The 18,485-nt window shown below is 59.1% G+C and carries 11 protein-coding genes; 3 read left to right on the top strand and 8 right to left on the bottom strand.

Features of this window, described 5'->3' with window-relative positions; translation table 11 throughout:
* Window positions 1-17: 17 nt before the first annotated feature.
* The 7 genes from baeR to yegD all read right to left on the bottom strand — a co-directional run bounded on the left by baeR (window position 18) and on the right by yegD (window position 12,515).
* Complete coding sequence (gene baeR, locus ACOTY9_RS05595) at window positions 18-740, bottom strand: two-component system response regulator BaeR (protein ID WP_348565385.1); 723 nt, start codon at window positions 738-740, stop codon at window positions 18-20.
* The gene (gene baeS, locus ACOTY9_RS05590; RefSeq protein WP_023330891.1) at window positions 737-2,140 is read right to left on the bottom strand and encodes a two-component system sensor histidine kinase BaeS; all 1,404 of its coding nucleotides are present in this window, start codon (window positions 2,138-2,140) and stop codon (window positions 737-739) included. The genes baeR and baeS overlap by 4 nt, the downstream gene beginning before the upstream one ends.
* Window positions 2,137-3,552, bottom strand: a complete 1,416-nt coding sequence (locus ACOTY9_RS05585) for an MFS transporter (RefSeq protein ID WP_014884520.1) — start codon at window positions 3,550-3,552, stop codon at window positions 2,137-2,139. The genes baeS and ACOTY9_RS05585 overlap by 4 nt, the downstream gene beginning before the upstream one ends.
* The gene (gene mdtC, locus ACOTY9_RS05580) at window positions 3,553-6,630 is read right to left on the bottom strand and encodes a multidrug efflux RND transporter permease subunit MdtC (RefSeq protein ID WP_071922050.1); all 3,078 of its coding nucleotides are present in this window, start codon (window positions 6,628-6,630) and stop codon (window positions 3,553-3,555) included.
* Window positions 6,631-9,753, bottom strand: a complete 3,123-nt coding sequence (locus tag ACOTY9_RS05575; protein ID WP_180253224.1) for an MdtB/MuxB family multidrug efflux RND transporter permease subunit — start codon at window positions 9,751-9,753, stop codon at window positions 6,631-6,633.
* Window positions 9,753-10,955 carry an MdtA/MuxA family multidrug efflux RND transporter periplasmic adaptor subunit gene (locus tag ACOTY9_RS05570; protein WP_348565386.1) on the bottom strand — a complete coding sequence of 401 codons (1,203 nt, stop codon included), beginning with the start codon at window positions 10,953-10,955 and terminating at the stop codon, window positions 9,753-9,755. Before ACOTY9_RS05570 ends, ACOTY9_RS05575 begins: the two co-directional genes overlap by 1 nt.
* A gap of 207 nt (window positions 10,956-11,162) precedes the next feature.
* Window positions 11,163-12,515: a molecular chaperone gene (gene yegD / locus ACOTY9_RS05565; RefSeq protein WP_014884516.1), complete on the bottom strand. Its 1,353-nt coding sequence runs from the start codon at window positions 12,513-12,515 to the stop codon at window positions 11,163-11,165.
* Between the two features lie 130 nt (window positions 12,516-12,645).
* Here yegD and alkA point away from each other — a divergent pair, with 130 nt between their 5' ends.
* A complete protein-coding gene (gene alkA / locus ACOTY9_RS05560; protein ID WP_023330887.1) occupies window positions 12,646-13,518 on the top strand; it encodes a DNA-3-methyladenine glycosylase 2 in 873 nt (290 codons plus the stop codon).
* On the opposite strand, the gene ACOTY9_RS05555 is transcribed toward alkA, so the two are convergent.
* A complete protein-coding gene (locus ACOTY9_RS05555) occupies window positions 13,483-16,812 on the bottom strand; it encodes a diguanylate cyclase (protein WP_348565387.1) in 3,330 nt (1,109 codons plus the stop codon). The genes alkA and ACOTY9_RS05555 overlap by 36 nt on opposite strands.
* A gap of 343 nt (window positions 16,813-17,155) precedes the next feature.
* On the opposite strand from ACOTY9_RS05555, the gene udk reads away from it, so the two are divergent.
* A complete protein-coding gene (udk, locus tag ACOTY9_RS05550; RefSeq protein ID WP_008500855.1) occupies window positions 17,156-17,797 on the top strand; it encodes a uridine kinase in 642 nt (213 codons plus the stop codon).
* A 91-nt stretch (window positions 17,798-17,888) separates the two neighbouring features.
* The gene (gene dcd / locus ACOTY9_RS05545; RefSeq protein ID WP_014884513.1) at window positions 17,889-18,470 is read left to right on the top strand and encodes a dCTP deaminase; all 582 of its coding nucleotides are present in this window, start codon (window positions 17,889-17,891) and stop codon (window positions 18,468-18,470) included.
* The last annotated feature ends 15 nt before the right edge of the window (window positions 18,471-18,485 follow it).

Here is an 18,485-nt window from a genome sequence, read left to right as displayed (position 1 = left end):
CGATACCCATTGCAAAATCACGCAATCCTGCACGCATCCGCTTCCCAGCGATACCCCACGCCGTACACCGCGCGGATAAACGACTGCTCGGCGTCCAGCGCCTCCAGCTTGCGGCGCAGGTTTTTGATGTGGCTGTCGATGGTGCGGTCAGTCACCACGCGGTAATCATCGTACAGATGGTTCAGCAGCTGTTCTCGGGAAAATACCTTCCCGGGCTCATGAGAGAGGGTTTTCAGCAGGCGGAATTCGGCAGGCGTCAGGTCCAGCAGCTTACTGCGCCAGCTTGCCTGGAAACGGCTTTCGTCGACAATCAGCGGGCTTTGTGCATCCAGCACCTGCAGTTCGCGCTGCGGTTTGCAGCGGCGCAGAATGGTTTTCACCCGGGCGACCACTTCACGCGGGCTGTAGGGTTTACAGATGTAATCGTCCGCGCCGATTTCGAGGCCCAGCAGGCGGTCAATCTCTTCAATTTTGGCGGTGACCATGACGATCGGCACGTCGGAGAAGCGACGAATTTCCCGGCACAGGGTCAGGCCATCGGTACCCGGTAGCATCAGGTCCAGCAGGATCAGGTCCTGTGGCGTCTGGCGCACGTACGCCAATACCTGGTCGCCGTGGCTTATCAGTGACGGGGCATAGCTGGCCGCGCGTAAATAGTCGATCAGCAGTTGCCCCAGCTTGGGTTCGTCTTCGACAATCAAAATACGTGGCGTGTTTTCGTCAATCGGTAACTCGGTCATGCTTCTCTCGATAAATCCCGTTCCAGAGGTAACTCTACTGTAATGCTAACCCCGCCAAAAGGCGAATGGGCGGCGCGGATCGTCCCATTATGCGCCTCGACGATGTTAACGCAAATCGCCAGCCCCAGGCCGGATCCGCCGCTGGCGCGGTTGCGGGAGCCTTCGGTCCGGTAAAAACGTTCGAATAGTTTGTCCAGCTGTGCATCCTGCACCCCTGGAGCGGAATCGGCGAAGGTGAGGGCAAAGCGCCCGTTTTCCTGTCTGCCGGAGATATGCAGCCCGCCGCCGCTGTCGGTATAGCGCAGGCTGTTTTCCAGCAGATTATTGAAGAGCTGCATCAGACGATCTTTGTCGCCAAACACCACCGCGCTGTCCGGCAGGGAGAGATCGATCTTCAGGTTGCGGCTTGCAAACCGTTCCCGGAAGGCGCCGCTGGCAACTTCAAGCACGTTAATCACATCAACCGGCGCCTTCTGGTAAGCCAGAGCCCCTTCGTCGGACATAGAGAGCTGGTGGAGGTCATCCACCAGTTTGGTGAGTGTGCCCACCTCCGCCTGCAGAGAGGCCACCGATTCAGGCGTAAACTGACGCACGCCGTCCTGAATGGCTTCCAGCTCGCCGCGCAGGACCGCCAGCGGCGTGCGCAGTTCATGAGAAATATCGGCCATAAAGTCGCGTCGCATCTGCTGGTTTTTCTCCAGCGTGCTGGCGAGCTGGTTAAAGTCCTGCGCCAGCCGGCCGAGTTCATCCTGGCTACGGGTATCGACGCGGGTGGTGAAATCCCCGGCGGCCAGCTTGTGCGTACCTTCCACCAGCCGCTTTACCGGGGCGAGCAGACCGCGCGCCAGCGGGAAGGTGGCGAGCGCGGCGAGCAGGGTGGAGAGAGCGACAATCAGCCAACTGGTCCGGCGCTGCTGGCGATCAAAGTTGATGTCGGTGTTGCGCGTCAGGCGCTCCACCGGGGAGGCGATAACCCAGCCGACGGTGGCGTTATTGACCTTAATCGCCCGCCGGGTGCCGTCCGGCGGAATCGGTGCGCGCGGGCCAACCAGCGTGCGCATCTCCTGGTCAATGACCCAAAACTGGGTGCGCCAGCCGTGCGGCGGCATGCCCGGGCCGGGACGATCGTCCCCGGTATCGTGCTCCAGCGAGCGCAGGATCTGGAAAATAAAGCGGTCATTGTTGCGCAGAAAACGCCAGTTGCCGTGCTGGGCGTACTGCTCGCCCAGCGCATCGCTTAAGCCCTGCAGACGCTGCTCGTTGCCGTGCTTAATGTAATCAATAAAACCCCGCTCAAAGCTGACCCGCACGGCCCAGTGCATGGTGATCAGCAGGACGATACAGGTGGCGAAGATCGCCACAAAGAGCTTGCCGGTGATCCCCGGTCGCCAGAATTTCATGAGCCACTCCTTTTGCCGCGCCTAATCACGACGTTCTTGCTGGTATCATCCGGCACTCTGGCGAAGATGAATGCGGGCAGGGCGATGATGACCGCCATGCTGAGATACGTATATAAAAAGATCTGATGCGCCACCGGCGTATCGACGCTGAGATGGTGCTGGCCGTACATGCCGAGCAGCAGTCCGGCGATCGTCACCCCCACGCTCATGGAGAGCTGCATGATCATCGACAGCAGGCTGTTGCCGCTGCTCGCCAGTTCGTCCGGCAGATCTTTCAGCGTCAGGGTATTCATCGACGAGAAACGCATGGAGTTGATGATCCCCTGGCAGAACAGGACCAGCGGCAGAACGTAGAACCAGCCCATTAACGCCACGGCCATGAACAGCAGGCTGACCAGCGCCAGCCCCAGCGTGGCGGCCACCAGCACGTGACGGTAGCCAAAGCGGTTCACCACCTGCACTACGATGCGCTTCATGCCCATGCTGCCGAGCACCATCGGGATCATCATCAGGCCCGCGTGAAACGGTGAAAATCCCATCCCGATTTGCAGAAAAACGGGGGTCATGAACGGCAACATGCCGCTGCCAATACGTCCGGCAAAACTTCCCAGCAGTCCCAGACGGTAGGTCGGGTTTTTAAACAAATTCAGGCTGAACAAGGCCCGATCGTTTCCTCTGGCATGCCACAGGTACCACAGAATCGCGGTGATGCCGAGGGCGACCAGAACACCGAGCATGAGGGAAGAGATCCCCAGCCCCTTTTGTCCGTCGAGCGCCAGGGTGAGCGTGGCCATGCCCGCTGCCAGCAGAATAAAACCGAAGAAATCGAAGCGACGCGTCTGCATTGTGTAGTTCGGCATCAGCGCCAGGGTGGCAATCGCGCCGATGATGCCCACCGGCAGGTTGATTAAGAAAATCCAGTGCCACGAGGCGTACTCCACCAGCATCCCGCCCAGCGCCGGGCCCAGCAGCGGCCCCACCTGGCCGGGCAGGGTGACAAAGGTCATCGCCGCCATGTACTGCTCGCGCGGGACAATCTTCATCACCGTTAACCGCCCGACGGGCACCATCATCGCCCCGCCAACGCCCTGCAGCACGCGCGCCATGACCAGCTGGTCGAGGGTGCTGGCCTGAGCGCAAAACAGCGAGCCGGTGGTGAACAGCACGATGGCGGTAAAGAAGATATTTCTCACGCCCACTTTGTCCGCCAGCCAGCCGCTGGCAGGCAGCATGACGGCAACCGTCAGCACGTAGGCGACAATCACCATATGCATATGCAGCGGGCTCTCCCCCAGGCTTTTCGCCATGGAGGGGAGGGCGGTGTTGACGATGGTCGTGTCCAGCGACTGCATAAAGAAGCCGAAGGCGACTATCCATAACTGCCAGCGAACGTTAGCGGGGAGGTCGGTCATTTACTCGGTCACCGTGGATCTGTTTTTACGCGAAAAACGCAGCCGCAGGCGGTCGAAGAACAGATAGACCACCGGCGTGGTGTACAGCGTCAGCAGCTGACTCATCACCAGGCCGCCGACAATGGTGATCCCCAGCGGCTGGCGCAGTTCAGACCCGTCGCCGCCCGAGACAACCAGCGGCAACGCACCAAACAGTGCCGCCAGGGTGGTCATCATGATCGGACGAAAACGCAGCAGGCACGCCTGGAAGATCGCCTCTTCCGGGGAGAGATTGCCATTACGCTGGGCGTCCAGCGCGAAGTCGACCATCATAATCGCGTTTTTCTTCACGATACCGATCAATAGCATGATCCCGATGAGCGCGATAAGGCTGAATGGCGCACCAAACAGCTCAAGCGCCAGCAGTGCCCCCACGCCTGCGGAGGGTAGCGTCGAGAGAATAGTCAGCGGGTGAACGTAGCTCTCATACAGGATACCCAGCACAATGTAGACCGTGGCGATGGCGGCCAGAATCAAAATCACCTGCGAGTTCATCGTCTCCTGGAACACCTGCGCAGTGCCGGCAAAACTGCCGCGCACGGTGGACGGCACGCCGAGCTGCGTCATCGCACGGTTGATCGCATCGCTGGCTTCGGAAAGCGACGAACCGGCGGGCAGGTTGAAGGAGATGGTCGACGCCGCTGACAGCCCCTGGTGGTTTACCGACAGCGGCGCGTTGGCTGGCTGCCAGCTGGCAAAGTAGGAGAGCGGTATCGCCTTGCCGTCGTTGTTAATCACAAACATTTTGTCCAGGGCGCTGATGTCCTGGGTATAACGCGGATCCACCTCCATCACCACCTTGTACTGGTTCATCGGCTGGTAGATGGTCGAGATCTCACGCTGGCCGAAGGCGTTGTTCAGCAGGCTGTTGGCGGCCTCAACGTTGATGCCCAGCCGCGACATGGTTTCGCGGTCGTAGGTCAGGGCCATCTCGGCGCCGTTGTCCTGCTGGTCGGAGTTCACGTCCGCCAGCTGGGGCAGGGCGGCCAGCGCCTTGCGGATCTTCGGCTCCCACTCGCGCAGGGCGGCCAAATCATCCGAGAGCAGCGTGTACTGATAGCTGGCGTTAGCCTGACGCCCGCCGACGCGGATATCCTGAACGGCCATCAAAAACAGGTTGGCCCCCGGCTCTTTGGCGAGCTTGACCCGCAGGCGGTCGATCACCTGCTGGGCGGTTTCATTGCGCTCGCTGCGCGGTTTGAGGGTGATAAACATCATCCCGCTGTTGACGCGCGATCCGCCGGTAAAGCCGGTGACGTTATCCACGGCGTTGTCTTCACGAATGATCTTCATAAAGTCCTGCAGCTTGCCGCGCATCGCCTGGAACGAAATGCTCTGGTCCGCCTGAATGCCGCCCATCAGCACGCCGGTATCTTGCTCCGGGAAGAAGGTTTTCGGGATGGTGATATACATCCAGACGTTGAGCACAATGGTGCCGATGAGCACCAGGCCGACAAGCCGGGTATGGTTGAGCACCCACTTCAGCGATTTGCCATAGCCTTCCTGCATCGCCATCAGGAAACGGCCAAAGCCTTTGCGACGCGGCTGGGAGTGCGGCTTGCTGCGCTTGAGCATCCACCCGCACATCATCGGCGTGAGCGTCAGCGAAATCAGCAGCGAGATGCCGATGGCGACCGAAAGCGTGACGGCAAACTCCCGCAACAGCCGACCCGGCAGGCCGCCCATCAGCAGCAGCGGCAGGAACACCGCCACCAGGGACAGGCTCATGGAGAGCACCGTAAAGCCCACCTCGCGCGTCCCCTGCAGCGCGGCCTGAAGCGGCTTCACGCCCGCTTCCAGATGGCGGGAAATGTTCTCCAGCACCACGATAGCGTCATCCACCACAAAACCCGTCGCAATGGTCAGGGCCATCAGCGACAGGTTATTGAGGCTAAACCCGCACAGGTACATGGCGGCAAAGGTGCCAATAAGCGACACCGGCACGGCCACCGCCGGGATCAGCGTCGCCCGACCGGAGCGCAGGAACAGGAATACCACCAGGATCACCAGCGCGACGGAGATCACCAGCGTCTGCTCCACCTCCTCAAGCGAGGCGCGAATGGTCGGGGAACGATCCTGGGCAATTTGCAGATCGATCGCGGCCGGGATAGTCTCCTGCAGCTCCGGGAGGCGGGCGCGAATGCTGTTCACCGTCTCAATAATGTTCGCTTCCGGCAGCTTGCGGATCATCAGCAGAATGGCCGGTTTGGCGTTGGTCATCCCGGCGTTGCGTACGTCCTGCACGGAGTCTGTCACGCTGGCGACATCGCTTAAGCGTACCGCCGCGCCGTTGTTGTAGTGAATAATCAACGGCTGATATTCAGCTGCAGTTTTCAGCTCGTCGTTGGTGTGGATCTGCCAGCGGTGGCTGCTGTCCTCAACCGCCCCTTGCGGTTTGCGCACGTTGGCGTTGCTGATGGCGGATCGCACATCGTCCAGCGACACGCCCTGGTTGAACAGCGCCTGTGGGTTTAATCCCACGCGCACGGCGGGCAGGGAGCTGCCGCCGACGCTCACGTCACCGACGCCGTTAATCTGTGAGATCGTCTGCGCCAGTTGGGTGGACGCAAAGTCGTAAAGCTGCCCCTGAGAATAGGTATCGGAGGTCAGCGTCAGGATCATGATCGGCGCATCGGACGGGTTGGCCTTGCGGTAGGTCGGGCGGCTCGGCATCCCGCTCGGCAGCAGGCTTTGCGCGGCGTTGATGGCGGCCTGCACGTCGCGCGCTGCGCCGTTAATATCCCGGTCGAAGCTGAACTCCAGAATGATGCGCGTACTGCCGAGCGAACTGCTGGAGGTCATCTCGTTAACCCCGGCAATCCGCCCGAGCGAGCGCTCCAGCGGCGTGGCGACGGATGACGCCATGGTTTCCGGTGAGGCGCCCGGCAGCGAGGCGCTGACCATGATCACCGGGAAATCCACCTGCGGCAGGGGGGCCACCGGCAGTAGCCGGAAACCGAGCACGCCGCAGAGGGTGATGGCGAGCGAGATTAATATCGTCGCCACCGGGCGATAAATGAAGAGGGCGAAAAACTTCACTTATGCCTCCTCTTCACGTTTCGGGAAGCGGCTTTTGGTCCACAGCGCCAGGCGGTCAAACAGCAGGTAGATCACCGGCGTGGTGAACAGGGTCAATACCTGGCTCACCAGCAGACCGCCGACCATGCCTATCCCCAGCGGACGGCGTAGCTCCGCCCCGACGCCGGTGCTGAGCATCAGCGGCAGCGCGCCAAGCAGGGCCGCCAGCGTGGTCATCAGGATCGGACGAAAACGCAGCAGACAGGCCTGGAAGATGGCCTCACGCGGCGACATGCCTTGCTCGCGTTCGGCGGCCAGCGCAAAGTCGATCATCATGATGGCGTTTTTCTTCACGATCCCAATTAACAGGATGATGCCGATAATGGCAATCACGTCCAGCTCGCTTCCCGCCAGCATTAATGCCAGCAGCGCCCCCACGCCTGCCGTCGGCAGGGTAGAGAGGATGGTGATCGGGTGGATAAAGCTTTCATACAGCACGCCGAGCACGATGTACATTGCCACGACGGCGGCGACAATCAGCCAGATGGTGTTGCCCAGTGCGGCCTGGAACGCCAGCGTGCTGCCCTGGAACTGGGTCTGAATATCGGACGGGAAGCTGAGCGCTTTTTCAGCCGCCTGGATCGCCTCCACCGCTTCGCCGAGCGAATAATTGTCCGACACGTTGAAGGAAATCGTGGTGGACGGGAACTGATCCAGGTGGTTAATCGACAGCGGGGTATAGCGCTCTTCCACCGTGGCGATAGCGCTTAACGGCACAATCCCACCGTCTTTGCTGGTCAGGCGCACCGAATCCAGCCCGGCCAGACCGGGTGTATTTTCCGTGTTGTGCTCCAGTACCACGCGGTATTGATTCGCCTGGGTGTAGATGGTGGAGATCAGTCGCTGCCCAAACGCGTTATACAGGGCGTTATCCACGTCCGCCATGGTAATGCCGAGACGGCTTGCCGTGTCGCGGTTGACGTTCACATACGCGGCCAGCCCTTTGTCCTGCCAGTCGCTGCTTACATCGTTAAGTTGCGGCAGGGTTTTTAGCTTATCGACCAGCTGCGGCACCCAGGTGCTGAGGGCATCCAGCGTGGTGGCCTGCAGCGTAAACTGGTACTGCGTGCGGCTGACCTGGGTATCAATGGTCAAATCCTGTATCGGTTGCAGATAAAGCTCCACGCCCGGGACGCGAGCGACGGCGCTTTGCAGCCGTTCAATAACGGCATTGACGCGATCGTCACGCTCATCCAGCGGTTTGAGGTTGATCTGCAGACGGGCGCTGTTCAGCGACGGGTTGGTGCCGTCGACGCCAACGTAGGACGTCAGGCTCTCTACCGCCGGGTCTTTCATGACGATCTCAGACACCTGCTGCTGACGCTGCGCCATATTGGCGAAGGAGACCGACTGCGGCGCCTGCAGGGTTCCCTGAATAATGCCGTTGTCCTGAATCGGGAAGAAGCCTTTCGGGATAAAAATCCACAGCATCACGCTGAGCGCCAGCGTGCCAAGCGCCACGCCGAGCGTGGCCCATGGATGGTTCAGCACGTTGGCCAGCACGCGACCATACGCCGCAATGATCCGTTCGAACATCCGCTCGGAGGCGAGCGAGAAGCGGTTTTGCTTGCGCAGGGACGCGTGGCTCAGCATCCGGGCGCACATCATCGGCGTCAGGGTCAATGACACCACGGCGGAGATCAAAATGGCCACCGCCAGCGTGACGGCAAATTCGCGGAACAGTCGCCCGACGATATCGCCCATAAACAGCAGCGGGATCAGCACGGCAATCAGCGAGAAGGTCAGCGAGATAATGGTAAAGCCGATCTCACCCGCCCCTTTCAGCGCCGCCGCCAGCGGTTTTTCGCCTTTCTCGATATAGCGCGAGATGTTCTCGATAACCACGATGGCGTCGTCCACCACGAAGCCGGTGGCGATGGTGAGCGCCATTAGCGTCAGGTTGTTGATTGAAAAATCGAGGAACACCATCACCGCAAACGTGCCAACCAGCGAGAGCGGCACGGCGACGGCGGGAATAATGGTTGCCGGGACGTTGCGCAGGAACAGGTAGATAATCATCACGACCAGGGCAATCGCCAGCATCAGTTCGAACTGAGTGTCGGTGACCGACGCGCGAATGTTCGTGGTGCGGTCGGAAAGCACCTTCACGCTGACCGACTTCGGCAGGCTTTCGATCAGCTGCGGCAGCATGGTGCGAATGCTGTCGGCGGTTTCGATGATGTTGGCGCCCGGCTGGCGCTGGACGTTCATTACGATCGCCTGCTGCTTGTTCGCCCATGCGCCAAGCCAGCTATTCTCCGCCCCTTGCTCCACCGTCGCCACATCGCCCAGACGCACCGGGGCGCCGTTCTGGTAAGCAATAATCAGCTGACGGTATTCATCCGCGGACTGCATCTGATCGTTGGCAGAGAGCGTGACGGCGCGGGTTGGGCCGTCCAGCGAGCCTTTTGCCGAATTAACGTTGGCGCTGCTGATGGCGGTGCGGATGGTTTCACTGGTCAGCCCCAGTGCGGCAATCGCCTGCGCATTAAGCTTAACGCGCACCGCCGGGCGCTGCCCGCCCGCCAGCGTGACGAGACCGACGCCGGAGACCTGAGAAATCTTTTGCGCCACGCGGGTCTCGACCATGTCTTCCACCTGCGTCATTGGCATGGCGGAGGAGGTGACGGCAAGCGTCATGATCGGCGGATCCGCCGGGTTTACTTTGCTGTAGACCGGCGGGTTAGGCAGGTCCGACGGCAGCAGGTTGGTGGCCGCATTGATGGCGGCCTGAACTTCCTGCTCGGCGACATCCAGCGACAGCGTCAGCTGGAACTGTAGCGTCACGACAGAGGCCCCGCCGGAGCTTTGGGAGGACATCTGCTTCAGGCCCGACATCTGCCCAAACTGGCGCTCCAGCGGGGCGGTAATGGCGGACGTCACCACGTCAGGGCTGGCGCCGGGATAAAGCGTCACCACCTGAATGGTGGGGTAATCCACTTCCGGCAGCGCCGAGACGGGCAGGAAGCGGTAGCCGATAATCCCGGCCAGCAGGATCGCCACCATCAGCAGCGTGGTGGCGACAGGACGGAGGATAAACAGGCGTGACGGCCCACCTGTAGCGACGGGAGGCATAACCTGCATCAGGAGGCCGCTCCCTGTTTCGCAGGTTCAACCACTTCCACTTTCGCCCCTTCGGTCAGACGGTCGATACCGTCGGTGACCACGCGGTCGCCAGCGGAAAGCCCGGCGCTGATTACGACCGTCTGACTGTCCTGAATCCCGGTTTTCACCAGATGCTTACTGACTTTGTTTTCACTGTTCAGTACCCAGACAAAGTTGCCTTCGTTACCCATCTGCAGCGCGGCGCTGGGGATCACCACCGCGTTCTCTTCGGTCGCGACCAGCATTCGCGCGTTGACGAACTGGTTCGGGAAGAGGGCATCGTCCTGGTTGTTAAAGCGGGCCTTCAGCTTAATGGTACCGGTCGTGGTGTCGATCTGGTTATCCAGGCTGAGCAGGCTACCTTCGCTGAGCTTCTGTTTATTGGTGCGGTCCCAGGCTTCCACCACCAGGCCTTTCCCGGCTTTTTGCGCCTGAATGACCGTCGCAATGTCGCTTTCCGGCAGGGTAAAGACTAAATCAATCGGGTGAGTCTGGGTGATCACCACGATGCCCGTGGTATCTCCGCTGGAGATTTGGTTGCCGATATCGACCTGCTTCAGACCAACCCGCCCGTCAATCGGTGCGGTGATGCGGCTCCAGTCGAGTTGTAACTTGGCGCTGGCCACGGCGGCTTCGTCGGCTTTGATGGTGCCCTGCGTTTCGCTGACCAGCGACTGCTGTGTGTCCAGCTCCTGGCGGGAGACCAGATTGGTTTTTACCAGCTGCTGATAGCGCGCTAAATCACGCCGGGCGTTGGCAAGGGTGGCTTTGTCTTTCGCGAGCTGTCCCTGCGCCTGGGCGAGGGCCACCTTAAACTGGCTTGGGTCGATCGCCGCCAGTAAGTCACCGGCCTTAACCTGCTGACCTTCCTGGAAGTGGATCGCAATGAGCTGACCATCGACGCGGCTACGCACCGTGGCGGTGTTAGCGGCGGTAATGGTTCCGAGCCCCGTCAGATAACGCGGAACGGCTTTACTCACCGCCGTAGCTGCCTGAACCGGCGCCAGCGCACCGCCTCGCATACCGTGACGGCCGCCACCTGCCGGGCGCTGTGATGCGCTGTTGGCACCGGCGGGGGCGCCAGAGTTTGCGGATTGGCTGTGCCAGTACCAGGCGGCGGCAAGTGCCACCACAATGATGCCAGCGGCGATTGCCCAGCGGGATTTATTACGGCCTTTCATCGTTATACGTTCTCATCCTGAATACTTCGGGGAATGATACTAGTTTAGTCAGGCAACACAGCGGAAAGATGGAGGAAATATGGAAGACTGTCTGGAATTGTCTGAGTGTGGTGCTTTTTTTCGCCGGGTGGCGCTTCGCTTACCCGGCCTACGGTGCGAGGGTTTTGTGGGCCGGGTAAGGCGAAGCCGCCACCCGGCACAGCGGCACTAGCTAAACATCACCTGCGCCCAGCGCGCCAGCCCCGCGGTAACGGAACCAAAGTCATCTCCACCGGCAATAGGAATACCCGGCAGCTGTTCCGCCAGCGCTTTTTTGATCAGCGGTGAACGGGCGCTTCCGCCGGTGAGGTAGATGACGTCCGGCTTCTCTTTGCCGTTCTCCAGCGCGAGTTGCACCTGTTCCAGTATGCGCTGTAGCGGCTGCGCGAGCGCGGTCTCCAGCCCCTCCTGTGAAATCGCCGTGGCCAGATCGTCGCTGATAAATGGCAAGGACACCGCATGTTCAGCGCGGTTTGAAAGGGCAATTTTGCTCTCTTCGGCGGTGCGTACCACGCGGTAGCTCAGGCGCTGACGCCACACTTTATACAGCAGGGCGACTTTATCGGCGTCCTGCGCATCACGCATCAGGTCATTCAGGAAGCGGCCGTTGGCGGTACTGTAAAAATCACTCTGCGCCGGGACGTCGTTGATGGCAATCGCGTTCCACCACGGCAGGATCGGCAGGGCGATGCCTTTTTCCGTTTGCCCGCCCATGCCGAGCAGCGGCATCAGGCTCTTGAATGCCAGGGCGATATCCAGATCGTTACCGCCCACGCGGCAGCCGCTGTGCCCCAGCAGGCTATTTTCACGGTCGCGGCGGTGATGCCACTGCGGCCCCATCAGCAGCAGCGAGCAGTCCGTTGTACCCCCGCCGATATCCACGACCAGCACCCGTTTTTCTTCCGTCAACGTGGCCTCAAAGTCCAGCCCCGCCGCAACCGGCTCATACTGGAACACCACGTCGCGAAAGCCTGCCCGGTGCGCCGCGCGCTCAAGGATCCCCTGCGCCTGCTGGTTGGCCTCATCGCCGCCCAGCCCCTGGAAGTTGATCGGGCGGCCAATCACGGCCTGGGTAATCGTCTCGGGGACCTGCGTCTGCGCCTGATGACGGATATGCAGCATCATGGCGCATACCAGGTCTTCAAACACCGCCACCTGCTGCGGCTTGAGGCCGCTGGCCCCGAGGAAAGATTTTGGCGATTTAACAAAGTAGACCTCTTCCGGGTCTTCAATGTAATGCCCGAGTGAAGAGAGGCCGAACTGCACGCTGGAAGGCGTAACGTCGATATCTTCCTCGCGGTTAAAGCTCACTGCCCGGCGCAGCAGCGCCTGGGTTTCTGCCGCAGTCGCCGGAACCTGATGGTGGCGGAACAGCCACTCGCTCACCGCTTCACGCGTCGGCGCGCAGAGCATTGACGGCAGCAGCGTGCTCTCTTTTTCCATTTTCAGGAGCTGTGGTTGCCCGTTTTGCATAATTGCAACCGAGCAGTTTGCCGTACCGTAGTCGAATCCGATAAACACAATAAATCCCCATGCCAGTGAGAAGGGGCGAGACTTTAGCGGAATGCCTGTCCGGCGACAACAGGAATATGAAAGCAAGGCGTAACACGCTTTTTCAGTTTATCCTGAGGGGAACAAAAAAGGAGCGACAATGCATACCCTGACCTGGCACCCCCCTTACGACTGGCAATGGATGTTTGGCTTTCTTGGCGCCCGTGCGGTGGCGGGGGTTGAGACGGTCACGGAAAGCTATTACGAGCGCAGTTTTGCCTGTGAAGGGCATCAGGGGATCTTCCGCGTTACGCCGGACACGCAAACCCATACGCTACAGGTCACGCTCAGCCCGGGGTTAACGCCGGTGGCCGGACTTTGCCTTGAGCGTATCGGGCGTCTGTTCGATCTTGCCTGCGATCCGCAGGACGTCCACCGGACTTTGGGCGATCTCGGCGCCGCGCGACCAGGCCTGCGTTTGCCCGGGGCGATGGATGCCTACGAACAGGGCGTGCGGGCCATTCTGGGTCAACTGGTCAGCGTGGCGATGGCGGCTAAACTGGCTTCACGCGTTGTCGCCCTGTGCGGTGAGCCGGTCAAGGATGCGCCGGGCTATGTCTGCTTTCCCTCCCCACAAGCCCTGGCGGCTGCCGACCCGCTGGCGCTCAAAGCGCTCGGGATGCCGGTCAAACGCGCGGAATCGCTGATTCATCTGGCACAGTCGGTCGTCGACGGGACGTTTCCGCTCACGCCGCCTGAGGACGTTGAGGCAGGCATGAAGGCGTTACAACAACGGCCGGGTATTGGCCGCTGGACGGCAAATTACCTCGCCCTTCGCGGCTGGCAGGCGAAAGATGTGTTTCTTCCTGATGATTATCTGATTAAGCAACGTTTCGCCGGGATGACGCCTGCGCAAATTCGTCGCTATGCCGAGCGCTGGCAGCCATGGCGCTCCTACGCGCTGCTGCACATCTGGTATACCGACGGCTGGGCGCCGTCAGTTGATGGCGAAATAACTGGTGTTGAGCAGTAGATCCAGCGGCTGCGGCTCGGCGATGGTGTCACCATAGATAAAATCAATGCCAATGCCAGAAAGCGTATCCATCATGATGGGCTGGTTGCAGGGGCCTGCGATGGTTCTCATCCCCAGACGCTGGGCATGGCCCTGAACGATGGTCACCATCATCTCATCCATCAGGTTGCCATAGACGTTGCTCACGACTTCGGCATCCAGCATCAGGTAATCGGCCATGTTCGGACTCAGGTGGGTGAAAATGTCCATGTCGCGGCCTATCTGGCTGAGGATCACGCGGCAGCCCGCCTGGCGAAGCTTTTGTAAACCCCGCTGCAGATTCTCATCCGAATCACACACCACGCCGGCAGGGATCACCAGATGCAGCAGACGGCCCGGCATTGGGCTTTTATCAAGAAGATCGAGGAGTTCGTCGACCAGCGTCACGCTGGCTAAACCGGCTGCCGAAAGCGGCAATGCGATCCCCATGCCTTTACTGGCGATCCTGGCGGCAGATGTCCGGAAGAAGTCGCTAAAGATGCGTCTGTCGAGGGCGTGCAGCAGTTCCGGCTCTGCCAGGCCAGAACGGAAGGCGTGTTCCTCCAGAACTTCGCCCTGGCTGGTCCACAGGCGCAGCGAAATCAGCCAGAAATTACAGCTCTCCGGTATGCGAGGGGAGGCGACGCTACGGGCTATCATCATCAGGTGATTGTCTTTGATCATGTGCCATTGTTCGTCCAGCGACATCATGCTGCGCGTGCTGTGATCCCGCTCCTGCTGCGGTTCGTAAACCGTCACGATGCCGCGCCCGCTGTTTTTCGAGGCATAACAGGCAATATCTGCCTGTGACATCACTTCTGACGCCAGGTGGTTATGTTCATCGATCAGCGTGATCCCGGCGCTGGCGCCAATTCGATGCAGGCGGCCTTCCCACATAAAGTGATAGTCGTTGATGCTATGGACCAGACGACCGGTGATATAGCGTGCGCTCTCAATATTGCAGTCCGGGAGCAACAGCCCAAACTCATCACCCCCCAGACGCGCCAGCACATCGCTGGAGCGCAGCATGGTTAACATCATGGAAGAGAGTTCCCGCAGCAGGGCATCGCCCGCCGCATGGCCTGCGGTATCATTGACGGCTTTGAAGCGGTCCAGATCGATAAAGACCAGCGCATGACGCTGCCGCGTCTCACGAACCGTTTGCAGGAGTCGTTTGAGGTGGTTTTCAAAGCTGACCCGGTTTGCCAGGTGGGTCAGGGCATCGTGCGACGCGCTGTAACTCAGCTGACGCAGCATTTTGCGCGACTCGGTGACATCCTGAATAACGATAACCGAGCCGATACTTTGTCCATCCAGCGTGCTGAGTGGCGTAATGCTGTAATGGATGTCAAACGATCCACCCGTGCGGCAGTTCAGCACCACGTCCTGGTCGATATCTGAGCGTGACATATCCCCGCTGTGGATGTTCTCCATCAGCGGCCCCCGCTCCCCAAACGTGATGTGTAATACCTTGAGAACCGGCTGGCCGATAGCCTCGGTTTGTAGCCAGCCGCTCATCTTCTCGGCGACCGGGTTCATAAAGGTGACGTTCATGTCGATATCGGTACAGAGCACGGCTTCGCCGATGGAGTCGAGCGTGATATGCAGACGCTCTTTTTCCTGGAACAGCGCCTCGTTAAGCTGCTTAACCTCGGTCATGTCCATGTTGATGCCAAGCAAACGCTCGACTTCACCCTCTTTATTCAACACCCGGTTTGCCAGGGAGCGAATATGGCGCACGCCTTCCTTCACGCGGATACGGAATTCCAGCTTAAACGGCAGACGTGAGATCAGTGAATCCCGCAGCACCTGTTCTGCATGGGCGCGGTCTTCCGGCAGCATCGTGTCGTGCCAGAGCTGCCAGGTGGGCTTGATGTGCGGTGGGATTTCATACAGTTCGAACATCCGCTTATCCCAGCTGATGATGTCAGGCTCCAGATCCCACTCCCAGATGCCGATGCCGCCCGCTTCGTTGGCCAGCGTAATGCGCTCCATCAGGCGTTTGTTGACCCACTCGGTCTGCTTCAGGTCGTTAATGTCTTCAATCTGGGCGATAAAATAGAGCGGCGAGCCGTCGGTATGGCGCACAACGGAGACGGCAAGCAGCGCCCAGACCACTTCACCGTTGCGCGTGTAATAGCGCTTTTCAAGGGTATAGGTGTTGATGTCGCCGTTGACCAGCTGCTCCAGCTGTTCGAGGTCGGTGTGCAAATCTTCCGGCCAGGTGAGCTGCTGGAAAGTGAGTGACTGTAGTTCGGACTGGCTGTAACCGAGGAAATTGCACAGCGCTTTGTTGGCCTGTAGCCACTGCCCCTCAATGCTGACTAACGCCATCCCGATGGCGGAATACTCCATCGCATTACGAAAACGCGCTTCGCTTTCAGTGATGTGTTTGCGTTCGGCACGGAAGGCATACATCACCATGGTCATCACGTTCGCCGGGAGAAGCAGCATCAGGAACGGCAGCCAGGGCGCGTTGATCATCGGCCCTTCGTGTTGGGTGGTCAGCGCCTCAGGGTTATGGGCAATCATCAGGGACACGACCATCACGGTGACCAGAAACACCAGGAACGCTTCCATTCGCGGTAAGCGCACGGCGCTCCACATAAGCAGGACGATCACGCAGGTAAATGGCCATGGAAGCCAGGTGATGGCTGCCCAACTCAGGGCCAACGTCACGGCCATTGTGAGCAGCGTTTCCAGCAGCAGTCGCGGATCACGGTGGCGCAGCAGGTAGTGGGGTTTAAACAGTAATCCCAGCGGCACCAGTGCCAGCGCGCCAATGGATTCAGATAACACCCAGACAATGAAATCGCGCAGTGGCTCAGGACCGGGAACCAGAAAAATCACCAGAATACCGCCCACCAGCGGCGGCACCAGCGCGCTGCCCATCGCCAGACGGATCCAGTCACTTAAATTTTGCAGCGGGTTATACCACGGGAGCAGTTTGCGCAGTAGTAATGCACCGACGACGGCCTCAATCACATTTATGGCGGTGTAGGTGAGGTTAATCGCCCCCCACGAGAACAACATCCACGAGGCCAGAATATTGCCGAACGAACAGGCCAGGGCAATGCCCGGCCACATTTTTCCCGCGTGGCGGTAAAACGCCACCATCATGATGGCGGTGGGGAACCAGAGCGGCGCCAGCAGGGTGCCGAAGCGGGTAAGCTCCAGCGAAAATAAGGTAAAGATAAAGGTGACCAGGCCCAGACAGACAAGTCGTAATAAAGGATGTGGGGTGGTAACCAAAACCCGCTGGTATTGTTTATTCATTACCGCTTTATCCAGAGACGCCGTGCCGTCAGGAGAGAAGTCCGTACGAGTGAATTTGATAATTTGGTTTATGCTAGTACAAACAATTTACAATTCATATGGCGACTGCTCATAATTTGACATCATAGACTTATTAAATAGTTACAGGTTAAAAAATCGCTGTGAAACGCTGAAAAAACGCGCATTAAAATTTCACTCAGGGAACAATTCACAACTTTACAGGCTGTCTCGCATTACCTGCGCTTTCGACTGGTATCACGCCTGCGAAATCCCTATAATTGCCGCGTTTGACGCTCCGGCGTCGTCCTTCCTTAACATCCAGGTTAATCAGGTCGCTAAATTTATGACTGATAAGTCTCATCAGTGCGTCATTATAGGCATCGCCGGCGCATCGGCTTCAGGTAAAAGTCTAATTGCCAGTACGCTTTATCGCGAACTGCGTGAACAAGTAGGTGATGAGCACATCGGCGTCATTCCCGAAGACAGCTATTACAAAGATCAATCCCATCTGTCGATGGAAGAGCGCGTAAAAACCAACTATGACCACCCGAATGCAATGGATCACAGTTTACTGTTCCAGCATTTAGAAGCCCTAAAAAGCGGCCAGGCAATTGAGCTGCCCGTTTACAGTTACGTAGAACACACCCGCACCCAGGAGACGATCCGCATCGAGCCGAAAAAGGTGATTATCCTTGAAGGTATCCTGCTCCTGACCGATGCTCGCCTGCGTGAATCGATGAACTTCTCGATTTTCGTCGATACCCCGCTGGATATTTGCCTGATGCGCCGCATCAAGCGAGACGTTAACGAGCGCGGCCGTTCGATGGATTCCGTCATGGCGCAATACCAGAAAACGGTCCGTCCGATGTTCCTGCAGTTTATTGAGCCCTCCAAACAATACGCCGATATCATCGTGCCGCGCGGAGGCAAAAACCGCATTGCCATTGATATCTTAAAAGCGAAAATCAGCCAGTTTTTTGAATAAGCCGCGCGAATTGTGTACCGTTCAGAGATAACCTGGTTTTACCCTGAGATGTTAAGGTCTCAGGGGTCGATGCATGAAAGGAGAAAGTGCCATGCGTCTTTGTGATCGCGATATTGAAGCCTGGCTGGATGAAGGCCGTTTGTCTATTACCCCACGTCCTCCTGTAGAGCGTATCAATGGGGTGACCGTTGATGTACGGTTGGGGAATAAATTCCGCACCTTTAGTGGCCATACTGCACCGTTCATCGACCTCAGCGGGCCGAAGGATGAAGTCAGCGCCGCGCTCGATCGCGTGATGAGTGACGAAATCGTCATTGACGAAGGTGACGCTTTTTATTTGCATCCAGGTGAACTGGCGCTGGCGGTGACGTTCGAATCCGTGACCCTGCCTGCTGACCTCGTCGGCTGGCTGGATGGCCGTTCTTCTCTGGCCCGTCTGGGGCTGATGGTGCACGTGACCGCGCACCGTATCGATCCCGGCTGGTCGGGCCGTATCGTGCTGGAGTTCTTCAATGCCGGCAAACTGCCGCTGGCGCTGCGTCCCGGCATGATGATTGGTGCGTTAAGCTTTGAGCCGCTAACCGGCCCGGCAGACAGGCCTTATAACCGCCGGCAGGACGCAAAATACCGCGACCAGCAGGGTGCGGTTGCCAGCCGTATTGATAAAGACTGATCGTTAGTCCATTGA

Source organism: Enterobacter cloacae complex sp. SHL012 (assembly GCF_049237505.1).
Taxonomy (GTDB): Bacteria; Pseudomonadota; Gammaproteobacteria; order Enterobacterales; family Enterobacteriaceae; genus Enterobacter; species Enterobacter kobei.
Note: the sequence above shows the minus strand (reverse complement) of the source record. Positions and strands in the feature narration are given on the sequence as shown.